Origin of the sequence: Mycobacteroides immunogenum, from assembly GCF_001605725.1 — a bacterium.
Lineage (GTDB): Bacteria > Actinomycetota > Actinomycetes > Mycobacteriales > Mycobacteriaceae > Mycobacterium > Mycobacterium immunogenum.
In genome coordinates, this window is record NZ_CP011530.1 from 1132597 (window position 1) to 1153918 (window position 21322).

The 21322-nt window shown below is 65.7% G+C and carries 17 protein-coding genes; 10 read left to right on the forward strand and 7 right to left on the reverse strand.

The window, feature by feature from the left end:
- The first annotated feature begins 28 nt into the window (after window positions 1-28).
- The 7 genes from sfnG to ABG82_RS05675 all read left to right on the forward strand — a co-directional run bounded on the left by sfnG (window position 29) and on the right by ABG82_RS05675 (window position 9379).
- Entirely contained in the window at window positions 29-1150 is a 1122-nt protein-coding gene (sfnG, locus tag ABG82_RS05645) for a dimethylsulfone monooxygenase SfnG (protein WP_043078767.1), read from the forward strand.
- 115 nt (window positions 1151-1265) lie between these two features.
- Window positions 1266-2285, forward strand: a complete 1020-nt coding sequence (locus tag ABG82_RS05650) for a DUF5336 domain-containing protein (RefSeq protein WP_043078766.1) — start codon at window positions 1266-1268, stop codon at window positions 2283-2285.
- A gap of 27 nt (window positions 2286-2312) precedes the next feature.
- A complete protein-coding gene (locus ABG82_RS05655; RefSeq protein ID WP_043078765.1) occupies window positions 2313-3644 on the forward strand; it encodes a cell division protein PerM in 1332 nt (443 codons plus the stop codon).
- On the forward strand, window positions 3641-4336 hold the full coding sequence (gene purN, locus ABG82_RS05660; protein ID WP_043078764.1) for a phosphoribosylglycinamide formyltransferase: 696 nt from the start codon (window positions 3641-3643) through the stop codon (window positions 4334-4336). The genes ABG82_RS05655 and purN overlap by 4 nt, the downstream gene beginning before the upstream one ends.
- On the forward strand, window positions 4306-5886 hold the full coding sequence (gene purH / locus ABG82_RS05665) for a bifunctional phosphoribosylaminoimidazolecarboxamide formyltransferase/IMP cyclohydrolase (RefSeq protein WP_078343514.1): 1581 nt from the start codon (window positions 4306-4308) through the stop codon (window positions 5884-5886). Before purN ends, purH begins: the two co-directional genes overlap by 31 nt.
- Window positions 5887-5908: 22 nt before the next feature.
- A complete protein-coding gene (locus ABG82_RS05670) occupies window positions 5909-7762 on the forward strand; it encodes an ABC transporter ATP-binding protein/permease (RefSeq protein ID WP_043078762.1) in 1854 nt (617 codons plus the stop codon).
- A gap of 381 nt (window positions 7763-8143) precedes the next feature.
- Window positions 8144-9379 (forward strand): cupin domain-containing protein, encoded by a 1236-nt coding sequence (locus ABG82_RS05675; protein ID WP_043078761.1) that lies wholly within the window; start codon window positions 8144-8146, stop codon window positions 9377-9379.
- On the opposite strand, the gene ABG82_RS05680 is transcribed toward ABG82_RS05675, so the two are convergent.
- The 7 genes from ABG82_RS05680 to ABG82_RS05710 all read right to left on the reverse strand — a co-directional run bounded on the left by ABG82_RS05680 (window position 9333) and on the right by ABG82_RS05710 (window position 18485).
- Entirely contained in the window at window positions 9333-9935 is a 603-nt protein-coding gene (locus tag ABG82_RS05680; RefSeq protein WP_043078760.1) for a DUF1707 SHOCT-like domain-containing protein, read from the reverse strand. The two genes, ABG82_RS05675 and ABG82_RS05680, sit on opposite strands and share 47 nt — an antisense overlap.
- 86 nt (window positions 9936-10021) lie before the next feature.
- Window positions 10022-10807 (reverse strand): enoyl-CoA hydratase family protein, encoded by a 786-nt coding sequence (locus ABG82_RS05685; RefSeq protein ID WP_043078759.1) that lies wholly within the window; start codon window positions 10805-10807, stop codon window positions 10022-10024.
- 24 nt (window positions 10808-10831) lie between these two features.
- Window positions 10832-12001: an acyl-CoA dehydrogenase family protein gene (locus tag ABG82_RS05690; protein ID WP_005066378.1), complete on the reverse strand. Its 1170-nt coding sequence runs from the start codon at window positions 11999-12001 to the stop codon at window positions 10832-10834.
- Entirely contained in the window at window positions 11998-14019 is a 2022-nt protein-coding gene (locus tag ABG82_RS05695) for an acetyl/propionyl/methylcrotonyl-CoA carboxylase subunit alpha (RefSeq protein ID WP_043078758.1), read from the reverse strand. The genes ABG82_RS05690 and ABG82_RS05695 overlap by 4 nt, the downstream gene beginning before the upstream one ends.
- A gap of 13 nt (window positions 14020-14032) precedes the next feature.
- Complete coding sequence (locus tag ABG82_RS05700) at window positions 14033-15628, reverse strand: acyl-CoA carboxylase subunit beta (RefSeq protein ID WP_043078757.1); 1596 nt, start codon at window positions 15626-15628, stop codon at window positions 14033-14035.
- Window positions 15625-16773, reverse strand: coding sequence for an acyl-CoA dehydrogenase family protein (locus ABG82_RS05705; protein WP_043078756.1), 1149 nt, complete (start codon window positions 16771-16773; stop codon window positions 15625-15627). Before ABG82_RS05705 ends, ABG82_RS05700 begins: the two co-directional genes overlap by 4 nt.
- Before the next feature lie 5 nt (window positions 16774-16778).
- Window positions 16779-18485, reverse strand: a complete 1707-nt coding sequence (locus ABG82_RS05710) for an acyclic terpene utilization AtuA family protein (RefSeq protein WP_043078755.1) — start codon at window positions 18483-18485, stop codon at window positions 16779-16781.
- A 312-nt stretch (window positions 18486-18797) separates the two neighbouring features.
- Here ABG82_RS05710 and rpmF point away from each other — a divergent pair, with 312 nt between their 5' ends.
- The 3 genes from rpmF to ABG82_RS05725 all read left to right on the forward strand — a co-directional run bounded on the left by rpmF (window position 18798) and on the right by ABG82_RS05725 (window position 21293).
- Window positions 18798-18971 (forward strand): 50S ribosomal protein L32, encoded by a 174-nt coding sequence (rpmF, locus tag ABG82_RS05715; protein ID WP_005063395.1) that lies wholly within the window; start codon window positions 18798-18800, stop codon window positions 18969-18971.
- A 67-nt stretch (window positions 18972-19038) separates the two neighbouring features.
- Window positions 19039-19725 (forward strand): response regulator transcription factor, encoded by a 687-nt coding sequence (locus ABG82_RS05720; RefSeq protein ID WP_043078754.1) that lies wholly within the window; start codon window positions 19039-19041, stop codon window positions 19723-19725.
- 32 nt (window positions 19726-19757) lie between these two features.
- Entirely contained in the window at window positions 19758-21293 is a 1536-nt protein-coding gene (locus tag ABG82_RS05725; protein ID WP_043078753.1) for a HAMP domain-containing sensor histidine kinase, read from the forward strand.
- Window positions 21294-21322 lie beyond the last annotated feature (29 nt).

Genomic DNA, 21322 nt, shown 5'->3' on the forward strand with positions numbered 1-21322 from the left:
CCCACGGGTTCGCTGTTTGCATACCCTCATGACGACCGAACGGATCTCCGACCACGTCAAATTCGCCTACTGGGTCCCCAACGTCAGCGGCGGGCTGGTTACCAGCACCATCGAACAGCGCACGGATTGGGGCTACGACTACAACGTCAAGCTGGCGCGCACGGCCGAGAACAACGGCTTCGAATACGCGCTGACCCAGGTACGTTACGAGGCTAGCTACGGCGCCGAGTTCCAACACGAATCCACCAGCTTTTCGCTCGCGCTGCTGTTGGCCACCGAGCGGCTCAAAGTGATCGCCGCGGTGCACCCCGGGCTGTGGCAGCCGGGTGTGCTCGCGAAACTGGGTGCGACCGCCGACCATCTCTCGGGCGGCCGCTTCGCGGTCAACGTGGTCTCCGGATGGTTCAAGGACGAGTTCACCCACCTGGGCGAACCCTGGCTGGAACATGACGAGCGGTACCGGCGCAGCGCCGAATTCCTCCAAGTGCTGCGCAAGATCTGGACCGAGGACGATGTCGACTTCCGGGGCGACTTCTACCGGATTCACGACTTCACCCTCAAGCCCAAGCCGCTGCACACCCCCGAGTTGTTCCAGGGCGGTAACTCGACGGCTGCCCGCCGCAACGGCGGCCTGTACTCCGACTGGTACTTCTCCAACGGCAAGGACTTCGCGGGTATCACCGACCAGATTGTGGAGGTCCGGGACCACGCACGCACGGTCGACCGTGAGGTCAACATCGCGCTCAACGGATTCATCATTGCCAGGGACACCGAAGCCGAAGCGCGCGAAGTGCTGCGCGAGATCGTCGCCAAGGCCAATCGCCCCGCCGTCGAGGGCTTCCGTGCGGCGGTGCAGCAGGCAGGTTCGGCCACCGGTGACAAGAAGGGAATGTGGGCGGATTCCTCGTTCGAAGACCTCGTGCAATACAACGACGGATTCCGTACCCAGCTCATCGGCACACCCGAGCAGATCGCCGAGCGGATCGTCGCGTACCGGCGCCGCGGTGTGGACCTGATACTGGGTGGGTTCCTGCACTTCCAGGAGGAGATCGAATACTTCGGCGCGAAGGTGCTGCCACTGGTCCGCGAGCTCGAAGCCGCCGACTCTCAGGAAACCCTCAGCGAATACCGAGTGCCGGTTTTGAGCTAACGGGTGCCGCACCCGCCGTGTCTGGCCTTGTCTGCGTCCGTACCGGCGCCGGGTGCAGTAGCGTGGAGGCGATCCACCCCGAGACCACGACCGAAACCGTGATGTAGGAGATGTAATGACGTATTCGACCGGTGGGCCCGGATACCAGCCCGCGCAGCCGTCCAACCCGTACGGCACCCCGTCCTTTGTGGCCGAGCCCAACACGGGCGCGCTGGGGGTTTACCTGCCCGGTGGTGTTCTGGTGCTGAGCCTGATCGGCTTCATCGCCGGCTTCGGGCCGTTCTACACCGGGAAGGCGAGCTCCGGAACGTCGGGCAGCTTTGGCGGGTTCGACCTGCTGGCCCTGTCTCCGGTCTTCGGATTCGCTCAGTTCGCCCTGCTGATTGCCGGTCTGACCGCGGGTGTCTCGCTGCTGTCTGGCAAGGACGACAAGCAGGGCCCCGTGGCGATCCTGTCGATCGTCGGATTCCTTTTCGTACTCGGTGGATTGTTCGGCAACCCGTTCGCGGCCGCCGTTGGTGAGGTCGGCATCGGTTGGGGCCTGATCACGCTCGCCGTGGTGTCCGGCCTGCAGGCCGCCGTGTCGGTGTACTCGCTGCTCAGCGAGGTGGGTGTGATCAAGGCCAAGACCGCTGCGCCGGCGACCAACCCCTTTGGCAGCCAGTACCAGCCCCAGCAGAGCTACTACACCCCGGCACAGCAGCAGCCGCAGCAGCAGCTGCCCAAGCAGAGCCAGGCTCCGGCGCAGGGTTACGGCCAGGCTCCTGGCTACGGCCAGCAGCAGGGCTTCGGTCAGCAGCAGCCCGCGCAGGGCTACGGCCAGGGCGGCGCGCAGGCGGCTCCCGGCTACGGCCAGCAGCAGTCCGCGCCCGCGGCTCAGCCGTCGTACGGCGGCTACGGCCAGCAGCAGCCGCAGTCGGCGCCGGCCACTCCGCCGCAGGGTTTCAGCAGCTCGGGGTTCACGCCTCCGTCGCAGCCAGCCGGTTCCTCGCAGCCGACCCAGCAGTACCCCACCTTCGGTGCGGCCGCGGGTCAGGCAGCCGGTGGTGAGCAGCAGAGCGGCGCAGGCGCCAGCGGTGCTTCCGCTTCTGCCAGTGGTGACGATCTGTTCGGCACCTCGCGTCCTTCCAACTAAGACGGTGTTTACTGCCGTGATCGGCGCGTGAATCAAACTTCGCGCGCCAATCCCGCACAGGCTCGCGCACTGCTGACGGTTGCCTTTGGCCCGTCAGCAGTTGCGTTGGTCATCATTGCGGCAATCGTCTTGGTGCAGTTGGTGATCGCCAACAGCGACATGACCGGGACGTTCGGTGCGGTGGCCAGCATGTGGCTGGGCACGCACCTGGTACCGATCTCCATCGGTGGGCGGATCATCGAGGTGCTGCCCTTGCTGCCGACGGCGGCGATGGTGTGGGGCGTCGCCCGCACCGTGGCCTCGACGATCGTCCCGACCGCCTCGTGGTACGTGATTCGATGGGTGATCGCCTCGGCACTTGCCGGACCGCTGCTCATGACGGCAATAGCGCTGGCGGTCATCCATGACGCGTCGACGGTGCTGACGCAGCTGCAGTCGCCGAACGCTTTGCGAGCCTTCGGGTCCGTTCTGGGCGTGCACTCGGTGGGTGCGATTGCCGGTGTCGTGATACGGGTCGGCAAGCGGCTCGCCCTAACCCTGGAGCTGCCGTCGTGGCCCGTAGATGCGGCGCGTGGTGCCGTCGCGGGCGTGCTCGCGCTGTTCGGGCTGTCCGCGGCCGTTACCGCCGGATCGCTGGTGGTCCACTGGGCGACCATGGATCAGCTGTACTCGGTGACCAACGACTTCGTGGGTCAGCTGAGCTTGACGCTGTTGGCGATCCTCTACGCACCCAACGTGATTCTCGGGTCCTGCGCATTGGCGGTCGGCTCCAGCGCGCACGTGGGTACCGCGACCTTCAGCGCCTTCGCGGTGTTCGGCGGCCAGCTGCCGGCGGTGCCCATCCTGGCGGCTGTCCCCACACCGCCTCTTGGTCCGGCGTGGGTGGCCCTGATGATCATCGGTGCGGCATCCGGGGTGGCGGTCGGCCAGCAGTGCGCGCGCCATCCGGTGCCATGGCCCACCGCGATCCATAAAGTGGTGACGGCTGCCCTGCTCGCGGCAACCTTCCTGGCGATCGTGGGCAAGCTGGCCGGGGGACAGCTGGGGAACTTCGGTCGCCTCGGCATCGACCAGGGCACATTCGGCCCCGGAGTGTTCTTCTGGTTCTTGGTCATCGGTCTGTTGACGGTGTTCATGCTGGGCGGGGCGACGCGCCTGCCCGCCAGGGCCCGGGCTCAGCGGGCCCCCGAGCCCGAACCCGAGCCAGAGCCGGAACTCGAACCAGAACCCGAGCCGGAGCCAGAACCAGAACCAGAACTGGAGCCGGAGCTCGAACCAGAACCCGAGCCGGAACCCGAAACCGAGCCGAAGGGCGATCCCGAGATCGACCCCAGCGACCCTCCGGAACCGACCAAGTGACCAGTCCGGCTACGCTCAGCGGCGTGTCGGAACCCGATCCTCTTCGCGCAAGCGGCTCATCGACCGGTCAGCCGGTCGAGGTCGCGCCCTCTGCTCCTGCGCGGGTTGTGGTCCTGGCATCCGGCACCGGAACCCTGCTCCGTTCGCTGCTCGACGCGGCCACCGGCGATTTTCCCGCACGGATCGTGGCGGTGGGCACCGACCGACAATGCGCGGCTCTCGATATCGCCGCCGACGCGCAACTTCCCAGTTACACGGTCCGCCTTGGAGATCACGATTCCCGCGAACAATGGGACGCCGCGATCACCGAGGCCACCGCGGCGCACCGGCCCGATCTCGTGGTCTCCGCCGGATTCATGAAGATTCTTGGATCCCAGTTCCTTTCGCAGTTCCTGGGACGGGTGATCAACACCCATCCGGCGCTGCTGCCGTCCTTTCCGGGCGCGCATGCGGTGCCGGAGGCCCTGGCCCATGGCGTCAAGGTCACCGGTTGCACGGTGCATCTGGTCGACGCCGGCATGGACACCGGACCGATCCTTGCCCAGCAGGCCGTCCCGGTGCACCGGGATGACGACGAGGCGAGCCTGCACGAACGCATCAAAGTAGTGGAACGAGCCTTACTGGTAGATGTACTGGCCGCGGTGGCCACCAGGGGTTTGATATGGAACGGAAGAAGGGCCTCCATCAAGTGAGTACGCAGCGACCCGTACGGCGGGCATTGATCAGTGTTTATGACAAGACCGGACTCGAGGAGCTCGCCAGCGGACTTCACGCCGCCGGCGTGGAGCTGGTGTCCACCGGGTCCACTGCGAAAACCATTGCCGCCGCATCCATCCCGGTTACACCCGTGGAAGAGGTCACCGGATTTCCGGAGGTGCTGGACGGTCGGGTGAAGACCCTGCACCCGCACGTGCATGCGGGCGTCCTGGCCGATACGCGTCGCGAGGAGCACCTCACCCAGCTCGAAGAGTTGGGCGTCAAGGGCTTCGAGCTGGTGGTGGTCAATCTGTATCCGTTCGCCGCCACGGTGGCGTCGGGCGCCTCCGAGGACGAGTGCGTGGAACAGATCGACATCGGCGGCCCCTCGATGGTGCGTGCGGCGGCCAAGAACCACCCGAGTGTGGCCGTTGTCGTCGACCCCGCCTCATACGGCGAGGTGCTGGCTGCGGTCGGTGCCGGAGGATTCACCCTGGAGGCGCGAAAGGTGCTGGCGGCCAAAGCTTTCCGGCACACTGCGGAGTACGACGTGGCGGTCGCGAGCTGGTTGTCCGGGGTGGCCGAACCCGAGGACGCCGAGTTGCCGTCGTGGCTTGGGGGAACCTGGAACCGTTCAGCGGTACTGCGCTACGGCGAGAACCCGCATCAGCGGGCAGCGCTGTACGTCGGTGCTCAGGGGCACGGCCTGGCGCAGGCCGAGCAGCTGCACGGTAAGGAGATGTCGTACAACAACTACACCGATGCCGACGCCGCCTGGCGCGCCGCCTGGGATCAAGACAAGGCGTGCGCGGCGATCATCAAACATGCCAACCCCTGCGGTATCGCGGTGTCGGACATCTCGATTGCCGATGCGCACCTCAAGGCCCACGAATGCGATCCGTTGAGTGCGTTCGGCGGTGTGATCGCGGTGAACCGCGAGGTAAGCGTGGAGATGGCCGAGCGGGTAGCCGACATCTTCACCGAGGTGATCGTGGCGCCGGGATACGCCGACGGGGCGGTCGAGGTGCTGAGCCGTAAGAAGAACGTACGCCTCCTGCGTGCCACACCACCCGAAGCCGGCAGCACCGAGTGGCGTCATATCAGTGGCGGACTGCTGGTGCAGGAGCGCGACGCGCTCGACGCGCAGGGCGATGATCCGGCCAACTGGACCCTGGTGGCCGGTGCCGCTGCCGACTCGGAAACTCTGGCGGACTTGGCTTTTGCCTGGAAGGCGGGGCGGGCTGTCAAGTCCAACGCGATCGTCATCGCCGCGGGCGGAGCCACCATCGGCGTGGGTATGGGCCAGGTCAACCGGGTCGACGCCGCACGGCTGGCGGTCTCGCGCGGCGGAGACCGGGTCACCGGCGCGGTGGCCGCCTCGGATGCCTTCTTCCCGTTCCCCGACGGGCTGGAGGTGCTGACGCAGGCCGGGGTGCGCGCGATCGTGCACCCGGGCGGTTCCATGCGCGATGAGCTGGTGACCGATGCCGCCAAGGCAGCGGGAATCACGTTGTACACCACTGGAGCACGCCACTTCGCTCACTAGGGCGCAATAAGAGGGGGAGCCGATGGTTCAGCCCAGTTTGGATTGGCCGGGCGAGCCATTGCGCTCGCTGGTGTGGACCCTGCAGGCCTGGGCCGTCACCATGGTGGTTTTCCTTGCGGTGGCCGTGGCCATCGTGCGTTTTACCCAGTGGGGACAGCAGTTCTGGCGGGTGAACGCACCCTTCTTCTGGGGGCGTGACACCTGGCGCACCTGGGCGCTGTTGGCCTTCGTCATGTGGCACACCGTGTACATGGCACGCGTCGCGGTCATCTTCACGTATCAGTACAAGGACCTGATGAACGCGCTGCAGGTCGGCTCGGAGGCGCTCGTCACGCATGACTCCGCGCTACTGGCCGACGCGCGGCAGGCGTTCTTCACCTCGTTCGCGATCAGCGGGGTCCTGGTGGTGCTCACCGTGACCTACACGGTGGTGGACCTGTTCCTGCGCAGGGTCTTCGCCATCCGGTGGCGGGTGTGGCTCAATACCCGGCTTGTCGATGACTGGATGAGCAAGGATGCCTTCTATCGCAACCGCTTTCTGAATCCGCCGGTCGAGAACCCGGATCAGCGGATTCAGAACGATATCGAGACCCACACCACCAGGTCGGTGGATCTGGTGCTCGGCGCGGTGAACAAGACCCTGCTGATCGTCATGTTCACCGGGGTGTTGTGGCAGCTCTCGGGCCCGCTGCTGCTGTGGGGATTTGAGATTCCGCGGGCCATGGTGTTCATCGCGTTCGTCTTCTCCATCACGGTGACTGTGCTGGCGTTCTGGATCGGCCGGCCGCTGGTGCGCCTGAACTTCTTGAACGAACGATTCGGCGCTAGCTTCCGGTACGCGCTGGTGCGCCTGCGAGACAGCGCCGAGCGGGTGGCGTTCTATCGCGGTGGGGAACGCGAACGGCGGCTGCTGCATTCGCGTTTCGACGAGATCATCGCCAATATGTGGCGCATCGTGTTCGCCCAACTGCGGCTCAACGGCTGGAACCGTGGTGTCGGAGACGTGACGACCGGCATGATCCCGTACATCGTGCAGGCGCCGCGATTCTTCGCCGGGCAGATCAAGGTCGGCGATCTGTTGCAGACCGTCGCGGCCTTCGGAAACGTCTGCGGTGCAATGTCGTTCTTCCGGGACAGCTATGACGAGTTCACCGTCTACCGGGCTGCGCTGCTGCGTATCGATCAGATGCTGGACAGCGACCATCGGGCCCGTGAGTTGCCCCGCATCGCCGTCGCCGATGCCGTCGACACCCTGACCCTCACCGATGTGCAGGTACGAGACCTGCAGGGAAACAGCATGATCACCGACCTGAATCTCGCACTCACGCCCGGCGGCAGCGTCGTGGTGAAGGGCCCGTCGGGATGCGGCAAGACCACCCTGCTACGCAGCCTCGCCCAGCTGTGGCCGCAGACCTCGGGTCTGGTGGCACGTCCCGACGGCTGGGCGACACTGTTTCTGCCGCAGCTGCCCTATCTGCCGTTGGGCAATCTCCGCGAGACCGTCGTGTACCCGCTTCCGGTGCAGGATGTTTCGGACGAGGATCTTACGCAGACGCTGCGCGATGTCTCCCTGGGCCATCTCAGCGACCGCCTGGACGACGAAGCGGACTGGGCCGCCGTGCTCTCGCTGGGGGAGCAGCAGCGGGTCTCCTTCGCCCGGGTGCTGTTGGTGCGCCCCACGGTGGTGTTCCTCGATGAGTCGACTTCGGCGCTGGACGAGGGGCTCGAGGACGCGATGTATGCGCTGGTGCGGGAGCGGCTGCCCGACTGTGTCGTGGTCAGCGTGGGTCACCGCTCGACCATCGATCGCCACCATCAGTCGCGGCTGGAGTTGACCGGAACCGGGGGCTGGCAGCTCAGCGCGATTCCTGCTTGATGCGGCGAGTCTGCGCCCTACGACGGTTTCAGGGCCAAAAACGTCGCGAGACGCAGACTCGGCGAGTAGTGCGGCAAATACGTTGCGGGAACTTTTGGCTACGTCCGTGCGACTGATCTAGTGACGGCGCCCGCTGGCTGGGTGTGCGTCAACCGTGGTGGCTCCACGCGACGGATGTCACCACGGTGTTCTGTTCAGTTGGCAGTAAACCGTCACACGAAAGGAACCGCCATGCGCGATATCGCCGTAGAGATCGTTGTCGAGGACGAGGAAATCGTCACCGCGACGGAAATGGTTGCCAGCCACTAAGAGTGGACACCGAGGGCGGGTGGTTGTCTCATCGACCACCCGCCCCCGGATGCAAGCACGGAGGCGAAAACAGTGTTCGTCCAAGACCCTCGTTGGCGTCAATTCGTCGCTGACCACGCCCCTCGCTACCAGGAGACCGTCTTCCTGCCCGCTCTGGTTCCCGCCCCTGGCGCCATTACCGAGCGCATCACGGCGGCAGTGCGTGCGGCGACCACCAGCGGTGCAAAAGGGTTGAGATTGCGTGGATTCCGGGACAGTGAATTCGACTTCAAACTCACCGAGCGGCTCTCGCGCAGCGCGCCGCAAGAGGCTCAATCATTGACCGACTGGCTCGCCGGAGCCGCCGATGGCCGGCCGGCATGCGTCGCCATCAATGACGTGTCGTCGTGGGATCTGGGTCTGGCCGCGTTCGCGCAGTCCGTGGTGCGCAGCCTTGTCCCAGACCAAGATCTGATATTGGGTGCCGATATCTACACCTTCATCGCCGACGTGGAGTGGACACCCTTCGGTATCCATAAGGACGATGAGCCGTCGCTGATCTTCCACCTGGGGCCCGGCCTCAAGGAACTCTGGGTGTGGCCAGCGGACGGCATCGACCAACACCAGCTGTTCGAGAACCCGTCGTTGGGCAAGGTCTCGTTCGACTTTGATCGGCTGCTGCCCGGAGCCAGCCGCTACACGCTGCGCCCGGGCGACTTCGTATGCATTCCCCGGGGGCGCTACCACCTTTTCCGGAATACGGGTCCGTCCGTGTTCCTGGGGGTCACCCTGTTCCCGCCCGATATCCGAAAGACCTTCTCGGACTTGATGGTCGAGCACTTCGGCGCCCAGCTCGACGCGGCGGACGAGGCGCGTAGCTTCGGCGACGTACAGCGGCTGGTGCTGGCCGCTCTCGCTGATCCCGAGACGCTTTCGGCGTTGCCGACGACCATCGAACTCGCGGCGGCGAAGCAGCGCACCGCGGGATATCTGCGGGCGCCCAAGGTGGCGGCATTGCGCACGAGCGCACCCCCTGCCGATGCCGCACTCGGCTGGGCCTACCCCGGGGTGGTGCGGTGTGTCGCAGGCACAGACCGAACCCATCTGGTGGCACGCGGCCGGGATATCGCCTTCGGCGGCACCGTCAACCTTGATGAATTTCTAGCGCTCGACGGCGAGTTCACCCTGGATGATCTTGACGCCGCCCTTGCGTCGGATCTGGATGCTGACCGCCGCCGTCAGGTGCTGAATGCACTGTGGCGGTTCGGTGCTCTCGATCTTGCTAGCGCTCTTCCAGCGACTCGCGCCGCTTGCGCCGCTTCCGCTTGACGTTCACTCCACCCCACAGCGAGAACCCCTTGACGGTCACATGCGGGGCGCCCTGCACACCGTTGCCGCTGGCCGAGTGATCGAAGCCACCCATCACCGCGACACCCTTGACGTCCACGTTGACCTCGGGCGGCAACAGGATGGTCTGTCCGCCCATGATGGAGAAGGACCGGATCTCAACCTCGTTCGAGGTGAAGTCGGCGTAGCGCAGGTCCAGCACGCCCCCACCCCACAGCGCGAATGAGGTGAGCTTGCCAGGAACATTCCAGCGGCCGCGCCGCTCGAATCCGCTCATGATGGCCATGAGCACAGTCGATGGCGCTGGCTTGCTTCCTTGACCCCGAACCGGGGAAGTGGCGACCGCGGGAAGATCCGCGCTGAGCTGATCAAGCTCACCATAAGTGTTTGCCGAGTACACCTTGGTGAGGCGCTCCTCGAACTCAGAGAGTTCCAGCCGGCCCTGCGCGGCAGCATCGGACAAAAGCTGCGCGACGCGCATGCGGTCGGCGTCTGCGGCCCGCATCGATGCGGTCACCCGCTCAGGGAGGTTGCTCATCACCGCCGAGCCTACGACGAACGGCGCATAAAGGCACGCGGTTCAATAGTGTTGCTCAGCGCACTACATTCGTAGTGCCGCTTGGTTCACACTTGCCAGGCGGGAGGCCGCTTCTGCAAGAAGGCCATCATGCCCTCCTGGGCCTCTGGCGACACGAACAGTCGCGCCGAAGTTTCCGTCAACTCGACTGCACGAGCATCGAAATCGGCGAGGATCGGCGCGGTGGTGAGCCGCTTCGATTCGGCCAGCCCCTGCGGCGAACCGAGGGAGATGTCATCCACCAACGAGGTGACCGCGGCCTCGACAGCTTCGGGGCTGTCGACGGACTTGGTGACCAAACCGATCGCCGCGGCCACCCGCGCATCGAACTTCTCACCGGTGACGAAGTAGCGTCCCGCGGCCCGGCTGGTGAGCCGGGGCAGCAGGGTCAGCGAGATGATCGATGGCGCCACCCCGATGCGTGCCTCGGTGAGTGCGAACGTGCTGTCCGGACCCGCCACCGCGATATCCGCCGCACCGACGAGACCGAAACCGCCGGCCCGCACATGGCCGTTGACGGCGATGATGACGGGCAGCGGCAGCTCCAAGATGTCGCGCAGCAGTGCGGTGAGTTGACCGGCCCGGTCCTTGGCGATGTCCTGGGGATCCGAGGAGGCCCCTGTGCTCTCCGACAGATCGGCTCCGGCACAGAAGGTGTTGCCGGTGTGGGTGAGCACCACGGCGCGCACCGTCTGGTCGGTGGCGGCCCGCTGCAGTCCCTCCCGCAATTGCCGTACCAGCCCGCTGGACAAGGCATTCCGGTTGTGCGGCGAGTCGAGCGTCAGGCGCGCGGCGCGGCCCTCCACCTCGTACTGGACCAGAGTTTCGCTCATGGGTGTGTGTCTCCTCGGGAGGGATCAGTACGAACGGGGCAGGCCCAGGGATGTCTGCGCCACGAAGTTGAGGATCATCTCCCGGCTCACCGGGGCGATGCGCCCGAAACGGGACAGGTTCAACAGCGGGGCCACCCCGTACTCGGTGGTCAACCCGTTGCCGCCCAGGGATTGCACGGCACGGTCCGCCGCGCGGCAGGCCACGTCGGCGGCCGCGTACTTGGCCATGTTGGCGGCTTCCGCGGCACCCCAGTCGTCACCGCAGTCGTACAGCGTGGCGGCCTTCTGCATCATGAGCTTGGCCAGCTCCAACTCGACCTTGATCTCGGCCAGCGGGTGGGCGATGGCCTGGTGCGCACCGATGGGCGTCTTCCACACCTGACGGGTCTTGACGTAGTCGGTGGCCTTGTTCAGTGCGAGCCGGGTCAGCCCAACTCCACTGGCAGCACCCATGATTCGTTCCGGGTTCAGACCGGCGAACAGCTGCATCAGCGCGGCGTCCTCGGAGCCGACAAGCGCGTCACCGGGCACGCGCACGTCATCCAGGAACACCTGGAACTGCTGCTCGGGCAGCGTCAACTGCATGTCGATGGGGGTGTACTCGAATCCCTTGGTGTCTGTCGGCACCACGAACAGCGCGGGCTTGAGCTTGCCGGTCTTGGCCTCTTCGGTGCGGGCCACCACCAGCACGGCGTTGGCCTCATTGACGCCGGAGATGAACACCTTGCGCCCGTTGAGGATCCAGTCGCCGCCGTCGCGCTTGGCGGTGGTGATGATGTTGTGCGAGTTGGAACCGGCGTCGGGCTCGGTGATGGCGAAGGCCATCTTGAAGCTGCCCTCGGCCATGGCGGGCAGCCAGGACTTCTTCTGGGCGTCGGTGCCATAGCGGGCGATGATGGTGGCATTGATGGCCGGGGAGACAACCATCAACAGCAGTGGGCAACCGGCGGCCGAGAGCTCTTCGAAGACCAGCCCGAGCTCGTACATACCGGCACCGCCACCGCCGTACTCCTCAGGAATGTTGACGCCGAGGAAGCCGAGTTTGCCTGCCTCGTCCCACAGTTCGGCCAGCGGCTCGTGAGTCTTGGACTTCTCCAGGTAGTACTCGTGGCCGTAGCTGGCGGCCAAAGAAGCCACCGCCTGACGCAGGGCCTTGCGCTCATCGGACTCGACGTACGGGTTGGGCTGGGTCATGACGGATCTCCTTCTGTGGTGGCTTCGGCGGCCAGCTGGGCAAGTACGGTGCCGAGCTCGACTTGTTGTCCTGGCTCGACATTCAGGATTTCGACGACGCCGTCGGCGGGGGCGACGATGGTGTGTTCCATCTTCATGGCTTCCAGCCACACAATGGGGGTACCCGCGGTGACGGTGTCACCCACGGCCGCGCCGAGGCGCAGCACCACACCCGGCATGGGTGCGATGAGCGATCCCGCCGCGACCTCGGTACTGGGGTCGGTGAATCGGGGTACCACGGCCAACGCCACCGGACCCAGCGGTGAATCGACGTCGACGGAATCCCCATAGCTCGCGATATCAAAGCCGCGGCGCACACCATCGATGACAAGCACCACGTGTTCCGGTGTCGCCGAGACCAGTTCGATAGCGGGCCAGGTAGTGCCCGATGCGCTGTCGAGCTCCAGGCCGGTGCGGGTGAGCCGGTACCTGACGCTGACGGTGCTCTCACCCGCCGTGAATTCCTTGGTCTGGAAACCCGAAGACGGACCGCGCAGGTTGCGCCACCCGCTCGGGACGGCGGCGCAGGCCACCGCCGAGACCCGGTTCGCCGCGGCATCGGCAAGCGCGGCGGCGAGGGCCGAATACTGGTGCGCTGCCACGTCGGCCAGTGGCTTGGCCAGCGTGTCCAGGCCGTGCTTGTCCAAGAAGGAGGTATCGGTGTCGCCGTCGAGGAACGCCGGATGGCGCAACACATTGACCAATAGGTCGCGGTTGGTGGTCAGCCCATGTATGCGGGCGCGTTCCAATGTCGAGGCCAGCAGCCGTGCCGCCTCGGTGCGGGTCGGCGCCACCGTGATGACCTTGGCGAGCATCGGGTCGTAATGCACCGACACCACACTGCCGTCGACGATCGTCGAGTCCAGGCGGACGCCGTTACGTCCCGGGTGTCCCGGGAGATGGAATTCCGCGGTGGCGCCTGGTATCTCGAAGCGGCGTATCGTGCCACTCTGTGGCTGCCATCCGGCCGCGGGGTTCTCCGCGTACAGGCGCGCCTCGATCGAATGGCCCTGAATGGCCGGTGACTCGGCGGGAAGCTCGCCGCCATCTGCCACCTGGATCTGCAGGGCCACCAGGTCCAGACCGGTGGTGCATTCGGTGACCGGATGCTCCACCTGTAGGCGGGTGTTCATCTCCAGGAAGAAGAATTCGCCGTCCTCGGTGGCAAGGAACTCCATGGTTCCGGCGCCGACGTATCCGATGGCCGCCGCGGCGGTGCGCGACGCCTCGAAGAGGCGCTCCCGCATACCGTCGATACGGGTCACCAGGGGGGACGGTGCCTCCTCGATGACCTTCTGATGGCGGCGCTGGATGGAGCATTCGCGCTCGCCCACGGCCCACACCGTGCCGTGGGAGTCGGCCATCACCTGTACCTCGATGTGCCGCCCGGTACCCAGGTACCGCTCACAGAAGACGGTCGGATCGCCGAACGCCGACTGTGCTTCCCGTTGTGCCGCAGCGATTTCACCGGGCAGCTTGTCGAGCTCGGAAACGATCCGCATGCCGCGGCCGCCGCCGCCTGCGGAGGCCTTGACCAGTACCGGGAGCTGCGCGGCGGTCACGGTCTCCGGGTCGAGTTGTCCCAGCACCGGTACGCCCGCAGCATCCATGAGCTTCTTGGATTCGATCTTCGAACCCATCGACTCGATGGCGGCAACCGGTGGCCCGATCCAGGTGAGGCCGGCATCGGACACCGCACGGGCGAATTCGGCATTCTCCGAGAGGAATCCGTAGCCGGGATGGATCGCGTCGGCGCCGGTGGCCTTGGCCGCGGCGATGATGAGCTCGCCGCGCAGGTAGGTTTCGGCGCTGGAGGTTCCGGGCAGGTGAACCGCGGCATCGGCCTCGGATACGTGCGGGCTGTCGGCGTCGGCATCCGAATAGACGGCGACGGTACCCAGCCCCAGTTTGCGGCAGGTGGCGAAGACGCGGCGCGCGATCTCGCCGCGATTGGCCACCAAAACGGAGGTGACAGTCATTGGATTCCTAACCTCACATCCGGAAGACGCCGAAGTTCGACGTCCCCTCGATTGGTCCATTGGCAATGGCGGACAAGCACATACCCAGAACTGCCCGGGTATCGCGGGGATCGATCACCCCGTCGTCGTACAGACGGCCGGACATGAACATCGGCAGCGACTCGGCTTCAATCTGTGCCTCGATGGCTGCTTTCATGGCGGCGTCGGCTTCCTCATTGACAGCCTGGCCGCGCGCTGCGGCGGCGGCGCGGCTGACGATGGAGATGACGCCTGCCAGCTGGGTGCCGCCCATCACGGCGGACTTGGCGCTGGGCCACGCGAAGAGGAATCGGGGGTCGTACGCGCGCCCGCACATGCCGTAGTGGCCCGCGCCATAGGAGGCGCCGACGATGAGTGACAGGTGCGGCACCGTCGAGTTCGACACGGCGTTGATCATCATCGATCCGTGTTTGATCATGCCGCCCTCTTCGTACTCCTTGCCCACCATGTACCCGGTGGTGTTGTGTACGAACAACAGTGGCGTGTTGGTCTGGTTGGCCAACTGGATGAATTGGGTGGCCTTTTGCGCCTCTTCGCTGAACAGAACGCCCCGCGCATTGGCCAGGATGCCGATCGGATACCCGTGCAGGCGCGCCCACCCGGTAACCAGTGACGAGCCGTATTGCTCTTTGAATTCGTCGAATTCAGAGCCATCGACGATCCGCGCGATGACCTCGCGCGGATCGAAGGGGATGCGCAGATCGCCGGGGACGATGCCGATGAGCTCTTCCTGATCGGCGATCGGCTCGACCACCGCGGCGGGCTTCGGCCCCTTCTTGACCCAGTTCAGGCGCGAAACGATCTGGCGGCCCAGCCGCACCGCGTCCTGCTCGTCCACGGCCAGGTAGTCACCCAATCCCGAGACACGAGAGTGCATTTCGGCGCCGCCCAGCGACTCGTCGTCGGACTCCTCGCCGGTCGCCATCTTGACCAGCGGGGGACCCGCCAAGAACACCTTGGAGCGTTCCTTGATCATCACGACGTGGTCGGACATGCCGGGGATGTACGCGCCACCGGCCGTTGAGTTGCCGAACACCAGGGCGATGGTCGGGATGCCGGCGGCCGAGAGGCGAGTGAGATCGCGGAACATCTGTCCGCCGGGTACGAACACTTCCTTCTGGGTGGGCAGGTCGGCGCCGCCGGATTCCACCAGAGAAATCACCGGCAAGCGATTCTTGAAAGCAATGTCGTTGGCCCGCAGCACCTTACGCAACGTCCACGGGTTGCTGGTGCCACCCTTCACGGTGGGGTCGTTGGCCACGATCATGCATTCGACACCTTCGACCACCCCGATACCGGTGACCAGGGAGGCGCCGACGGTGAAATCGCTGCCCCAGGCGGCGAGTGGGCACAGCTCCAGGAATGGGGAGTCGGGGTCGATCAGGAGCTCGATGCGCTCGCGTGCCAGCAGCTTCCCGCGTTCATGGTGCCGGGCAACGTATTTGTCACCGCCGCCGGCCAGGGCCTTGGCGGTCTCGGCATTGACCTCGGCCAGCTTGGTCTCCATGGCCTCGGCTGCGGCGGCGTATTCGGGCGAATTGGTGTTGACGGCGGTGCGCAGGATGGTCATGACTGGAACCCCAGCAGCTTGGCTGCCAACGAGGTCAGGATTTCGGTGGTGCCACCACCGATTCCGATGATGCGCATGTCGCGATACTGCCGTTCGATTTCGCTCTCGGACATGTAGCCCATGCCTCCGAATAGTTGGACGCCCTGGTTGGCCACCCATTCGCCGGCTTCGACGGCGGTGTTCTTGGCGAAGCACACCTCGGCGATCAGATTGGTCTCACCCGCGTTGGCCCGGTCGACCAGCACGTGTGTGTACACCCGCGCGACATCGACCCGGCGCGCCATCTCGGCGAGGGTGTTCTGCACCGATTGGCGGGAAATGAGCGGGCGGCCGAACGTCTCCCGATTGCGGCACCATTGGACCGTCAGGTCCAGGCAGCGCTGCGCGCTCGCGTAGGCCTGGGCGGCAAGACCGATGCGCTCCGAGACGAATGCGCCGGCGATCTGCGCGAATCCGGTGTTCTCCGCTCCCACCAGGTTCTCGGCGGGCACGCGCACATCGGTGAAGGACAGCTCGGCGGTGTCCGAGGAACGCCAGCCCATCTTGTCGAGCTTGCGGGTTACCTCAAATCCCGGTGTTTCCTTGTCGATCAGCAGCAGGGAGACACCGGCCGCGCCCGCGCCTCCAGTGCGTACAGCAGTCACCACATAGTCTGCGCGCACGCCGGAGGTGATGAAGGTCTTGGCGCCGTTGACGATGTAGTGATCGCCATCCCGCTTCGCCGATGTGGTCAGGTGTCCGACATCGGACCCACCGCCGGGTTCGGTGATGGCCAGTGAGCCGATCAGGTCGCCGGCCAGGGTCGGCTTCACGTAGGTGTCGATGAGCCGCTGATCGCCGGAGGCGATCATGTGCGGCGTGGAGATTCCACAGGTGAACAGGGAGGCGAACACGCCACCGGGCACGCCCGCGTAGTGCAGTTCCTCGCACACGATCACGGGGTCGATGGCATCGCCGCCCCCGCCGCCGACCTCCTCGGGGGAGCCGGGGCCGAGAAGGCCCAAATCGCCTGCCTTGCGGTGCAATTCGCGGGGGAGTAGACCCTCACGTTCCCATTCGGTGACATTCGGCAGGATCTCGCGTTCGGCGAAGTCACGCACCGTCTCCCGAAGCGCCTTGCGCTCCGGGGTGTTCCAGGAATTCACGGTGGTTACTTTCCTTCCAATAGGGATTCGGGGATGTCGATCTCACGGGAACGCAGCCATTCGCCAATGCCCTTGGCCTGGGGGTCGAACCGGGCCTGGTAAGCCACGCCCTTGCCGAGGATGTCCTGGATCACGAAGTTCACGGCCCGCAGCTTGGGCAATAGGTACCGCGCGACCTCGAGGTGCTCGACTTCCGGGAGCAACTCGCGCAATGCGTCGACGGTCAAAGCATGTGCGAGCCAACGATATTCCTCGTCGGTACGCACCCAGACGCCGACATTGGCGCTACCGCCCTTGTCGCCGCTGCGGGCGCCCGCGAGCGTGCCCAGTGGCGCGCGCCGTACCGGGCCTGCGGGCAGCGGTTCGGGTAATGCCGCCGCGGGGGCGTCGGCGAGTGGTTGGGTCTGGGACGCCTGGGCGATATCGACGCGGGTACCGTCGGCCAGCACCGCCACATGCGGAACCTTGTCGGCGGGGACGTATCCCGGTGTGAACACGCCGTACGGCTCGCCGTCCTTGGGTGGTGTGGTGACGTGGAAGCCGGGGTAACTCGCCAGCGCCAGTTCGACCGCCGCACTCGAGAACTGCCGGCCCACCTTGTTGGGGTCGGAGTCGCGCACCATGACATGTAGCAGCGCGCTGGCAGCCTGTTCGGTATCGGCGTTCGGATGATCGGTGCGCCCCAGTGTCCACTGAATGTCCTCGGGTGGGGAGGACAGCGCGGCCTCGAGCTGCTTGCGGGTCAGCTCCGCCTTGGCATCGATGTCCAGCCCGGTCAGCACGAAGGTCATCTGATTGCGGAAGCCGCCCAGCGCGTTCAGCGACACCTTCAGATCGGGTGGCGGTGCCTCGCCCGTCACGCCGGAGACACGCACGCGGTCCGGGCCCTCGGTGTCGAGCTGCAGGGTATCCAGGCGGGTGGTCACGTCGGGATTGGCGTAGCGGCCGCCGGTGACCTCGTAGAGCAGCTGTGCGGTGACCGTGCCCACGCTGACGGCGCCGCCGGTTCCGGCGTGCTTGGTGATCACGGAGGATCCGTCCTCGTACACCTCGGCCAACGGGAACCCGGGATGTGAGAGATCGGCGATCTCGGTGAAGAAGGCGTAGTTGCCGCCGGTGGCCTGGGTGCCGCACTCGATGATGTGCCCAGCCGCGACCGCACCGGCCAGCTTGTCGTAGTCGTCACGGCGCCAGCCGAAGTGTGCGGCGGCGGGGCCGACGATGACCGAGGCGTCGGTGACCCGGCCGGTGACCACGACGTTGGCCCCGGAGTTGAGGCATTCCACAATGCCCCAGGCGCCCAGGTAGGCGTTGGCGGTCAGCGGCGCCCCGAGCCCGAGTTCGGCGGCGCGGGGCAGCAGGTCATCGCCCTCGACATGCGCCACGCTGGTTGGGATACCCAGCTTCTCGGAGAGCGCGCGGATGGCGTCTGCCAGGCCCGCGGGATTCAGGCCGCCGGCGTTGGCGACGATCCGCACACCCTTGTCCTGGGCCAGGCCGAGGCACTGCTCGAGTTGACGCAGGAAAGTCTTGGCGTAGCCCCGCTCGGGTGCCTTGGCGCGATCGCGGCCCAGGATGAGCATGGTCAGCTCGGCGAGATAGTCGCCGGTCAGGTAGTCGAGCTCACCTCCGGTGAGCATCTCGTGCATGGCCGATATTCGGTCCCCGTAGAAGCCTGAACAGTTCCCAATTCGTACCGGCGCAATAGTCACGGTGGTCCTCTCGAGGTCGGCGTCGACTGCTCGTGCGCTGCCAAATTACCCCACGCACTAAAACGTCAATCTAGCGGTCCAACCAAGTGGTTGGCCGAGCCGCCCGGCAGCGTCGACACGCCGTCTTATGGTGAGAAAATGCGATACATAACCGCCGCTATGCGGCGTGTCGGCGCGGATTGATCGGGGCAAATTTGCAGCTCATGCCCGCTACCGGCTATCGTGTCCTGATTGTCGCTCGCTGCGCCCAACATGCTGGCGCGGCGTGGGCGAATGAATCAGAAACCTAAGAAATAAGGAGAGGGCGCGACCATGGCCGTCCCCAAGCGGAGAATGTCCCGCTCGAACACCCGTAGCCGGCGCTCGCAGTGGAAGGCCACCGCCACTGAGCTGGTCAATGTCACTGTCGGCGGACAGAACCACAAGGTTCCCCGTCGTCTGCTGAAGGCTGCCCGCCTCGGGCTCATCGACCTCGACCGTCGCTGAACACTGAGAGAGCCGATTCTCGGGCTTCCTCAGTAATATCTCAGCCGCACGGTTAACACTGGTCCCTGTGCGAATTCTTGTAGTCGACGACGATCGTGCGGTGCGCGAGTCGTTGCGGCGGTCCTTGTCCTTCAATGGCTACTCGGTCGATCTGGCCGAGGACGGTGTCGATGCGCTGAACGTCATCGCCAACGATCGTCCCGATGCGTTGGTGCTCGACGTGATGATGCCCAAGCTCGACGGGCTCGAGGTGTGTCGTCGTCTGCGCAGCACGGGGGACGATCTGCCGATCCTGGTCCTCACCGCCCGTGATTCGGTCTCGGAGCGGGTGGCCGGGCTCGACGCGGGCGCCGATGACTACCTACCCAAGCCCTTCGCGCTGGAGGAGCTTTTGGCCCGGATGCGCGCGCTGCTGCGCCGCACCACAGTCGACGAATCTGCCGACGCGGCCACACTCAGCTTCGGCGACCTGACGCTCGACCCCATCACCCGTGAGGTGCATCGGGGCACGCGTTCGATCAGCCTGACGCGTACGGAATTCGCGCTGCTGGAAATGCTGATGGCCAACCCCCGGCGGGTGCTCACCCGCAGCCGCATCCTGGAAGAGGTGTGGGGGTTCGACTTTCCGACGTCCGGCAATGCCCTTGAGGTGTATGTCGGATATCTGCGACGCAAGACCGAGGCCGAAGGCGAGCTCCGGCTCATTCACACCGTTCGCGGTGTCGGCTACGTGTTGCGGGAGACCCCTCCGTAATCCCCATGGCGACACTACGGATGCCGAGGCGGATGCGGGGCTCCAGCGCGGCAATATTCTCTCCACTGCGGGCAACCAGCTCATCGGTATCGCTGCGCTGGCGCGTGATGCTGCTCGCGATGTCCATGGTGGCGATGGTCGTGGTGCTCATGGCCGTCGCGTCTTACCTACTGGTATCGACGGCGCTGTATCGCGACGTCGATAAGCAGCTCAACGATCGCGCCAATCTGCTCATCGGCAGCGGATTGCTGTCGGTGGATCCCCGCCGCGCCATCGAAGGCACCGCGTATTCGGCCGACGTCAACGCCAAGCTGATCTTCCCGGGACTCATCACCTTCTCGGCAACCCAGCAGGGCCAGACCATTCCCTACGGCACTCCCGAGCAGGCGGTCACCCGCGGCGACCTAGAGCAGTCGCTGCGTACCGTGAATCATCAACGCGTGCTTGCCCTTCGGCTCGACAACGGCAGCACGCTGATCATGGCCAAATCGCTCGACCCCACCGACACGGTGCTGCGGCGGCTGGGCTGGGTGCTGTTGATCGTCGGCGGCGTGGGTGTCGCGGTGGCCGCTGCGGCCGGAGCCATGGTGGCCGGTACCGGGCTGCGGCCGGTGGCCCGGCTCACCGACGCCGCCGAGCGCGTGGCCAGAACCGATGACCTACGCCCCATCGCCGTCACCGGCAGCGATGAGCTGGCGCGGCTCACCATCAGTTTCAACACGATGTTGCGTGCCCTGGCCGAGTCGCGTGACCGCCAGGCACGCCTGGTGACGGACGCGGGCCATGAGCTACGCACCCCGCTTACCTCACTGCGTACCAACACCGAGCTACTGATGGCCGCCATGCAGCCCGGCGCTCCGCGCCTGCCCGACGAAGAGATGCAGGCACTGCAGCAAGATGTGATCGCCCAGATCGAGGAATTGTCCACACTGGTGGGCGATTTGGTTGATCTTGCGCGTGGCGACGGCGCCGACATCGTGCACGAGCCGGTCGACTTGGTCGAGGTGGTGGAGGGCACGCTAGAGCGAGTTCGTCGCCGCCGCAACGATATTGAGTTCGACGTCGTGATGCAGCCCTGGCAGGTCTACGGCGACGCCGCGGGACTGTCACGCGCGGTTCTCAATCTGCTGGACAACGCCGCCAAATGGAGCCCCTCGGGCACCACGGTGTCGGTGCGGCTCGCGCAGGTCGACGCCGCCCACGCCGAGCTGGTCATTTCCGACCGCGGTCCGGGAATCCCACCCGCCGAGCGTGACCTGGTCTTCGAGCGGTTCTACCGGGCCACTCCGGCACGGGGAATGCCGGGCTCCGGCTTGGGGTTGGCCATCGTTAAACAAGTAGTGCTCAAACATGGTGGCGCCATTAAGGTTGAGGAGACTGATCCCGGTGCCGTGATCGACGGTGAACCGGCGCCGGGGACCTCGATGCACGTGCTCCTACCGGGCAGGCCGGGACCCATCGTGCCGCCGAGTATGGGCGATACGGCAGGCCGCCGGAACTCTGTGCCGAACGCGAGGGAGATCTCAGTGGATTCTCAGTCCGTTCCGGCAGCGTGGCACCCAAGCTAGATGATCGCGAACGCCTAAGAAGGACTTGT